General features: G+C 72.4%; 10 protein-coding genes. 6 read left to right on the forward strand and 4 right to left on the reverse strand.

The features are described from left to right. Positions 1-2: 2 nt before the first annotated feature. Positions 3-296, reverse strand: coding sequence for a DUF4235 domain-containing protein (locus tag PLP61_RS10490; RefSeq protein WP_324502660.1), 294 nt, complete (start codon positions 294-296; stop codon positions 3-5). After that, on the reverse strand, positions 296-772 hold the full coding sequence (locus PLP61_RS10495; protein WP_324502661.1) for a DUF3093 domain-containing protein: 477 nt from the start codon (positions 770-772) through the stop codon (positions 296-298). Before PLP61_RS10495 ends, PLP61_RS10490 begins: the two co-directional genes overlap by 1 nt. A gap of 72 nt (positions 773-844) precedes the next feature. On the opposite strand from PLP61_RS10495, the gene dut reads away from it, so the two are divergent. From dut to PLP61_RS10515, 4 genes are read left to right on the forward strand one after another with little or no spacing between them, the layout of a single operon-like run. Then, a complete protein-coding gene (gene dut / locus PLP61_RS10500; RefSeq protein ID WP_324502662.1) occupies positions 845-1,342 on the forward strand; it encodes a dUTP diphosphatase in 498 nt (165 codons plus the stop codon). A gap of 2 nt (positions 1,343-1,344) precedes the next feature. Next, on the forward strand, positions 1,345-1,974 hold the full coding sequence (locus tag PLP61_RS10505; RefSeq protein WP_324502663.1) for a DUF3710 domain-containing protein: 630 nt from the start codon (positions 1,345-1,347) through the stop codon (positions 1,972-1,974). A gap of 20 nt (positions 1,975-1,994) precedes the next feature. Then, a complete protein-coding gene (locus PLP61_RS10510; protein WP_324502664.1) occupies positions 1,995-2,357 on the forward strand; it encodes an OB-fold nucleic acid binding domain-containing protein in 363 nt (120 codons plus the stop codon). 20 nt (positions 2,358-2,377) lie between these two features. Then, positions 2,378-3,079 (forward strand): DUF3159 domain-containing protein, encoded by a 702-nt coding sequence (locus tag PLP61_RS10515; protein ID WP_324502665.1) that lies wholly within the window; start codon positions 2,378-2,380, stop codon positions 3,077-3,079. A gap of 13 nt (positions 3,080-3,092) precedes the next feature. Here PLP61_RS10515 and PLP61_RS10520 read toward each other — a convergent pair whose 3' ends face one another. Then, on the reverse strand, positions 3,093-3,764 hold the full coding sequence (locus PLP61_RS10520; protein WP_324502666.1) for a potassium channel family protein: 672 nt from the start codon (positions 3,762-3,764) through the stop codon (positions 3,093-3,095). Between the two features lie 3 nt (positions 3,765-3,767). Beyond that, positions 3,768-4,415 carry a potassium channel family protein gene (locus PLP61_RS10525; protein WP_502889024.1) on the reverse strand — a complete coding sequence of 216 codons (648 nt, stop codon included), beginning with the start codon at positions 4,413-4,415 and terminating at the stop codon, positions 3,768-3,770. Between the two features lie 76 nt (positions 4,416-4,491). Here PLP61_RS10525 and PLP61_RS10530 point away from each other — a divergent pair, with 76 nt between their 5' ends. After that, complete coding sequence (locus tag PLP61_RS10530; RefSeq protein WP_324502668.1) at positions 4,492-6,552, forward strand: APC family permease; 2,061 nt, start codon at positions 4,492-4,494, stop codon at positions 6,550-6,552. Continuing rightward, on the forward strand, positions 6,549-7,013 hold the full coding sequence (locus PLP61_RS10535) for a TRAM domain-containing protein (protein WP_324502669.1): 465 nt from the start codon (positions 6,549-6,551) through the stop codon (positions 7,011-7,013). Before PLP61_RS10530 ends, PLP61_RS10535 begins: the two co-directional genes overlap by 4 nt. The last annotated feature ends 28 nt before the right edge of the window (positions 7,014-7,041 follow it).

Here is a 7,041-nt window from a genome sequence, read left to right on the forward strand (position 1 = left end):
GCTCAGTCGCGCGCGTCGTCGGCGGCCAGCTGCGGCGGCAGCGATCCGGTGGTCCGGGCGTAGTAGCGGGCCGCCCGGCGGGTCGCGAGCATGCGCGCCAGGGCGACGATCGTCCCGCTGACCACCGCCCAGGCGATCGCCTCGCGCAGGTCCACGTCGGGGTCGGCCGGGTTCTCGGGCGGACGCTTCCCGGTTGCCACCCGCCACGAGGTGTTCACCGCCTTGCGGGCCAGCACTGCGGCCCCGAGCGTCGCGCCGAGGGACAGCGCGGACCACGCCTTCGAGCTCGAAGCCATCACTCCTCCTGGGGGACTCTGCCGACGCTCAGCGTAGCGCTCGCCCGACGCAGGGCGGTCACCAACTCGTCGGGTCGCCTGGTGCTCACCAGCCAGTACGGCGTGGGGTCGGCGGGATCGGCCAGGTCCACGCGCACCCCCCGGGCGAGGTAGGGCCTCAGCAGGAGGTACGCGCGGGCATCGGCGTCCACCCCGGCCAGCCGGCGCGTCTGCGCGGAGTCCAGTGCGACGGCCTCGCCCAGCAGGGCCACCTCGATCTCGGCCCGCCCCGCCTGCAGCCGACCGTCCCGGACCCGCACCACCGCACCGCCGTAGGACCGGAGGAACACCGTCATCCCCGCCAGCGCAGCCGCGGTCACCGACCAGGCCCAGCTCGAGGGCAGAGCCACGACCAGCGCGAGCCACAGGCTGGCCACCAGCAGGGTGCCCTGCACCCACCAGCGCAGCGGCACCGCCAGACGCTCCTCGAACTCCACGGGGCCAGCCTATGCGCTGACGGCGCAGGGCCCGCACGTCCCCGCCCGGCGGGCGGGGTAGGGTCACCAGCCGTGCCCGTCGAACCTGACCCGGTGCCTGCACCGCACCCCGACCTCGAGGTGGCGCTGCTGCGCCTGGACCCCGGACTGCCCGGCCCGGTCTACGCCCACCCGGGGGACGCCGGTGCCGACCTGGTCACCGCCGTCGACGTCACGCTGGAGCCGGGGGAGCGTGCCCTCGTGCCGACCGGGGTCGCGCTGGCCCTGCCCGCCGGGTACGTCGGTCTCGTCCATCCCCGCTCGGGACTGGCCGCCCGGCACGGGCTGTCCATCGTGAACGCGCCCGGAACGGTCGACGCGGGGTACCGCGGCGAGGTGAAGGTGCTGCTGGTCAACCTCGATCCCCGGGAGCCGGTCCGGCTGCGCCGCGGCGACCGGATCGCCCAGCTGGTGGTCCAGCGGGTCGAGCGCGCCCGGTTCGTGGAGGTCGAGGTGCTCCCGGAGTCGGCGCGCGGCGCGGGGGGCTACGGTTCTACCGGAGGGTTCGCCCTTCCTGACGTGGAGGAGTAGGTGTGAGGTTCCGTCGCAAGTCCGTCGACGCCCCCCCCGAGCCGGCGGTCGAGCGCGAGGAGCCGGTCGCCATGGAGGCGGCCGGCCTGTCGGGCCCCTACGACGCGGCTGACGTCGCCGACGACGACGTCGACCGGGTCGACCTCGGGAGCCTGCTGATCACCCCGGAGCCGGACCGCGAGCTGCGGCTCCAGGTGGACGAGGCCAGCCAGGTCGTCCAGTCGGTGCTGCTGGCCGGGCCGGACGGTGCGCTGGAGCTGCGTGCCTTCGCCGCGCCACGCCACGGGGAGCTGTGGCCCGAGCACCGCCAGCACATCGCCGCCGAGACCGCCAGGCACGGCGGCACCGCCACCGAGCGGGAGGGGCGCTTCGGGACCGAGCTCGTGTGCCAGCGGCCGCTGCGCCGCCCCGACGGCAAGGTCGGCCTGCAGCCCTCCCGGGTCGTCGGCGTGGACGGCCCGCGCTGGTTCCTCCGGGCGACCTTCCTGGGCCGGCCGGCGGTCGACCCCGACGACGCCGCCGACTGGGAGGAGACCCTGGCGCACGTGGTGGTCAACCGCGGCAGCCACGCCATGCCGCCCGGTGACGCCCTGCCGATCACCCTGCCCCCGGAGGTCCGGCGCCCCTCCTGAACCGCCGGTACACTCGGCCCATGCACCACCGAGCCCGGCTGCGCACCGCCCTCTCCGCGTGGGCGAGCAGCGCCGACCAGCACGACCGCGACCTCCGTGCGGAGTTCGCGGAGTCGGGCCTGAACACCATCGCGAAGTCGCCGAACCGTGTAGAGGTGCGGCTTCAGGGCACCCTGCGCACCGTCACCCTCCGCCCACGGGGCGGCGTTCCCGCACTCGAGGCCGAGCTGTACGACGGCACCGGCGCCATCACCGTCATCTGGCTGGGGCGCCGACGGATCGGAGGGGTCGCCCCCGGGCGCTCCGTGCAGGTGCGCGGGCGGATCGGCGTCCACGACGGCACCAGGATCATGTTCAACCCCCGCTACGAGCTGATGCCGTGACCGGGCACCAACCTGCATCGGTGGCCACCGTCGAGGCGGTCGTTCGCCAGCAGCTCGCCACCGCGCTCGGCGGTCGGCGCGGCATGCTCGAGGCGGCGCTGCCGACGCTGCTGTTCACCTTCGTCTGGCTGGTCGGCAAGGACATCCAGTCGGCCCTGGCGGTGAGCGTGGTGACCGCGCTCGTGCTCCTGGTCGCCCGCCTCGTGCAGCGCACCACCGTGCAGTTCGTGATGAACGCCCTGTTCGGGATCGGTCTGGGCTGGTTCTTCGTACAGCTCTCGGCCCGCTCGGGGGGCAGCGCCGACGAGCAGGCGCTCGCGTTCTTCCTCCCCGGGCTGATCTGGACGACGGTCTACTCGATCGGGGTGGCGGGCAGCTGCCTGGCCGGGTGGCCGCTGATGGGCTTCATGCTCGGGGGAGTGACCGGCGAGCCCACGGCCTGGCACCAGGACCGGCAGATCGTCCGGCTGTGCAGCCGACTGACGTGGGTGCTGGTCCTGCCGGGCATCGTCGGAGTCGCGCTGCAGGGACCGGTCTGGCTCGCCGGGTGGTCGGGGATGATGGACGCGGACACGGCCGTGCTGGCCCTCGGCACCCTGCGCTTCGGCCTCGGCTGGCCGCTGCGCCTGGCCGCGCTCGCCACGATGACCTGGCTGCTGGCCCGCGACCACACCCCGCTGGAGCAGCCGGCCGCTGCCGTGGACGTCGTCGAGCGGGGCTGACCGGAGGCCGGGCTCAGCCGTCGTGCCGTCGCGGCACCAGCAGCCGCTCCAGCTCCGACTCCATCTCGGTGGCCACCACGAACAGCAGCTCGTCGCCGGCCTCCAGCGGCTGCTCGTCGTCGGGCTCGTAGACCTTGCCGTCGCGCAGGATCGTCACCAGCGCGCAGTTCTCCGGGAACGGGATCAGCCCGCTCGGGTGACCGACGTACGGCGAGTCCTCCGGCAGCGTCATCTCCACCAGGTTCGCGTTGCCCTTGCGGAAGGTGAACAGGCGGACCAGGTCGCCGACGGTGACCGCCTCCTCGACCAGGGCCGACATGATCCGCGGGGTGGAGACGTTCACGTCCACGCCCCAGGCCTCGGTGAACAGCCACTCGTTGTTGGGGTGGTTGACCCGGCCGACCGTGCGGGGCACGCCGAACTCGGTCTTGGCGAGCAGGGAGGCCACCAGGTTGGCCTTGTCGTCGCCGGTCGCCGCGATCACCACGTCGCAGTGGCTCAGCTGGGCCTCCTCCAGTGAGGACAGCTCGCAGCAGTCCGCGAGCAGCCACTCGGCGTCCGGGACGCGTTCGGGCTTGATCGCCGAGGGCTGCTTGTCGATCAGCAGCACCTGGTGACCGTTGGCGATGAGCTCACGGGCGATGGAGCGGCCGACCGCTCCCGCCCCGGCGATGGCGACGCGCATGGGTCAGTGCTCCTCGGGGCCGCGGGTGAGGACGGCGTAGGCGTGGGCGGCGTTCTCCTCCCGCATGACCAGGTGCATCAGGTCGCCCTCCTGAAGCACCGAGTCGCGGTTGGGCAGCATGCCGTCACCCAGGCGGTCGATCCACGCGATCCGGCTGCGGCTCTGGTCCTGGAAGTGGATGGTTCGGTGGCCGATCCACGCGTCCGGGACCGGCACCTGGTCGAGCCGGATCGTGCCGGTGGGGTCGCGGAAGTCGGGTTCGGCGCCCACCGGCAGGAGTCGGCGCATGACCTGGTCGGCGGTCCACTTGACCGTGGCCACCGTGGTGATCCCCAGACGCTGGTACACCTCGGCGCGTCCGGGGTCGTAGATCCGGGCCACGACCTGCTGGATGCCGAAGGTCTCCCGGGCGACTCGCGCGGCGATGATGTTGGAGTTGTCGCCGCTGGACACCGCGGCGAACGCGTCGGCCCGGCGGATCCCGGCCTTCTCCAGCACCGCCTGGTCGAAGCCGTAGCCGGTGACCTTGTCGCCGTTGAACGCCGGCCCCAGCCGGCGGAACGAGTCGGGCTCGCTGTCGATGACCGAGACGGTGTGGTTACGGTCCTCCAGGCCGCGCGCGAGGGTCGACCCGACCCGGCCGCAGCCCATGATCACGACGTGCACACCGAAACGGTATCCCAGCCAGAGCCTGTCCCTGCCCTCGCGTGGACTAGCCTTGCCAAACGTGGGTATCGGCGATGTGTCCAAGCGCATCCTGGTCGGTCGCAAGCTGCGCAGCTCGCAGCTCGGCGAGACGCTGCTGCCGAAGCGGATCGCGCTCCCGGTGTTCGCCAGCGACGCGCTCTCCTCAGTCGCCTACGCACCCGACGAGATCTTCATCATGCTCGGGGTGGCCGGCGCCTCGATGTACGTCTGGTCCTGGAAGATCGGCATCGCTGTCGCCCTCGTCATGGCGGCCGTGGTGGCGTCGTACCGGCAGACCGTGCACGCCTACCCCAGCGGCGGGGGCGACTACGAGGTCGCCACCGTCAATCTCGGGCCGACCGCCGGCCTGACCGTGGCCAGTGCCCTGCTGGTGGACTACGTGCTCACCGTGGCGGTGTCGATCTCCTCCGGCGCGCAGTACGCCGCGGCCGCCTTCCCCGCGATCTACGACCACCGTGCGACCGTGGCCTCGGTGATGGTGCTGCTGCTGATGGCCGTGAACCTGCGCGGGATCCGCGAGTCCGGCACGGTCTTCGCCGTGCCCACCTACCTGTTCATGGTGGCGATCCTGGGCATGTGCGCCCTGGGCATGGTCGAGCTCGCCGCCGGCACGCTGCCCGACGTCGAGAGCGCCGACCTGGTCATGGAGCCGAGCCCGGGCTTCGACGGCCCCCTCACCACGATCGCGCTGATGTTCCTGCTGGCGCGGGCGTTCTCCTCCGGCTGTGCGGCCCTGACCGGCGTGGAGGCGATCTCGAACGGCGTGCCCGCCTTCCGCAAGCCCAAGAGCCGCAACGCCGCCACGACCTTGCTGCTGCTCGGCATGATCGCGATCACGATGATGCTCAGCATCATCGTGCTGGCCGACCAGATGGGCCTGAAGTACGTCGACCCGCACGAGCTGGAGCGCCTTACCCTGCCCGACGGGAGCCCGCTCCCCGCCGACTACGCCCAGCACACGGTGATCGCGCAGATCGCCGAAGCCGTGTTCCACAACTTCCCGATCGGCTTCTACACGGTCGTCACCGTCACCGGCATCATCCTGGTGCTGGCGGCCAACACCGCCTTCAACGGGTTCCCGGTGCTCGCCTCGATCCTGGCGCACGACGGCTACGCCCCCCGGGCGCTGGGCTCCCGGGGCGACCGGCTGGCCTACAGCAACGGGATCGTCTTCCTCGCCCTGATGGCGATCGCGCTGATCCAGGCCTTCAACGCCGAGACGACCCGGCTGATCCAGCTCTACATCGTGGGTGTCTTCGTCTCCTTCAACCTCAGCCAGCTCGGCATGATCCGGCACTGGACCCGGCACCTGCGCACCGAGACCGACCCGGCCGCCCGCCGGCTGATGGTGCGCTCCCGCCTGATCAACGCGATCGGCCTGGCGTTCACCGCCGTCGTCCTCGTGGTCGTCCTCCTCACCAAGTTCCTCGAGGGCGCCTGGATCACGATCCTGGCGATGGGGCTGTTCTTCCTGGTGATGCGGGGGATCCGCCGGCACTACGACAGCGTCGAGGCCGAGCTGTCCGCCGACGAGCAGGACAAGGTGCTCCCGACCCGGGTGCACGCGATGGTCCTCACCTCGAAGCTGCACAAACCGACCCTGCGCGCGCTGGCGTACGCGAAGGCGGCCCGGCCCAACGTGCTCGAGGCGGTCTACGTCAGCACCGACCAGGCCGCTACCGACCGGCTGCTGGAGGAGTGGGACGAGCGCAACATCGACGTGCCCCTGAAGATCCTGTACTCGCCGTACCGCGAGGTGGTCAAGCCGATCGTCGACTACGCCTCCCAGATCCGCAAGGCGAGCCCGCGCGGCGTGGTGGCCGTCTACATCCCCGAGTACGTCGTGGGGCGCTGGTGGGAGCAGCTGCTGCACAACCAGACGGCGCTGCGGCTGAAGGCGCGGCTGCTGTTCGCGCCCGGGGTGATGATGATCTCGGTGCCCTACCAGCTGCGCTCCTCCGTGCACAGTGCCGAGCGCGAGGACCGGGAGGCGAGCCGCCCCCACGCCGGCGACCTGCGCCGTGGCCGGGTGGAGCCCGGCGGCGACGACTCCCAGGTGCCGCTGAGCAGGCAGGATTGAGACGCACGCCCCGGCCCCGCCGTCAGCGGGGCCGGTCCCGGGTGGGGGAGCGGTTCGAGCTCGAGGTCGGAGCCGTCGCGCACGGCGGCTTCTGCGTGGCCCGGGTTCCCGACGAGGGCAACCGGGTCGTGTTCGTCCGGCACACGCTGCCCGGGGAGCGGGTGGTCGCACAGGTGACCGAGGGCGGCGACGGAGACCGGTTCTGGCGTGCGGACGCGGTCGAGGTCCGGGTCGCCGCTGCGGACCGGGTGGAGCCGCCGTGCCCCCTCGCACGGCCCGGCGGCTGCGGCGGCTGCGACTTCCAGCACGTCTCGCCGGCCGGCCAGCGCGCACTCAAGGCGGCGGTGGTCCACGAGCAGCTGGCCCGGATCGCGGGCCTCGAGGTCGGCGTCCGGGTGGAGCCGCTCCCGGGGGACGACCCCCCGGGGAGCGGGCTGCGGTGGCGGACCCGGATGCGGTAACCGACGACCCCCGACGGCCCCCCCGGGC

The sequence above is a fragment of the Nocardioides sp. genome, assembly GCF_035429765.1.
Classification (GTDB): domain Bacteria; phylum Actinomycetota; class Actinomycetes; order Propionibacteriales; family Nocardioidaceae; genus Nocardioides.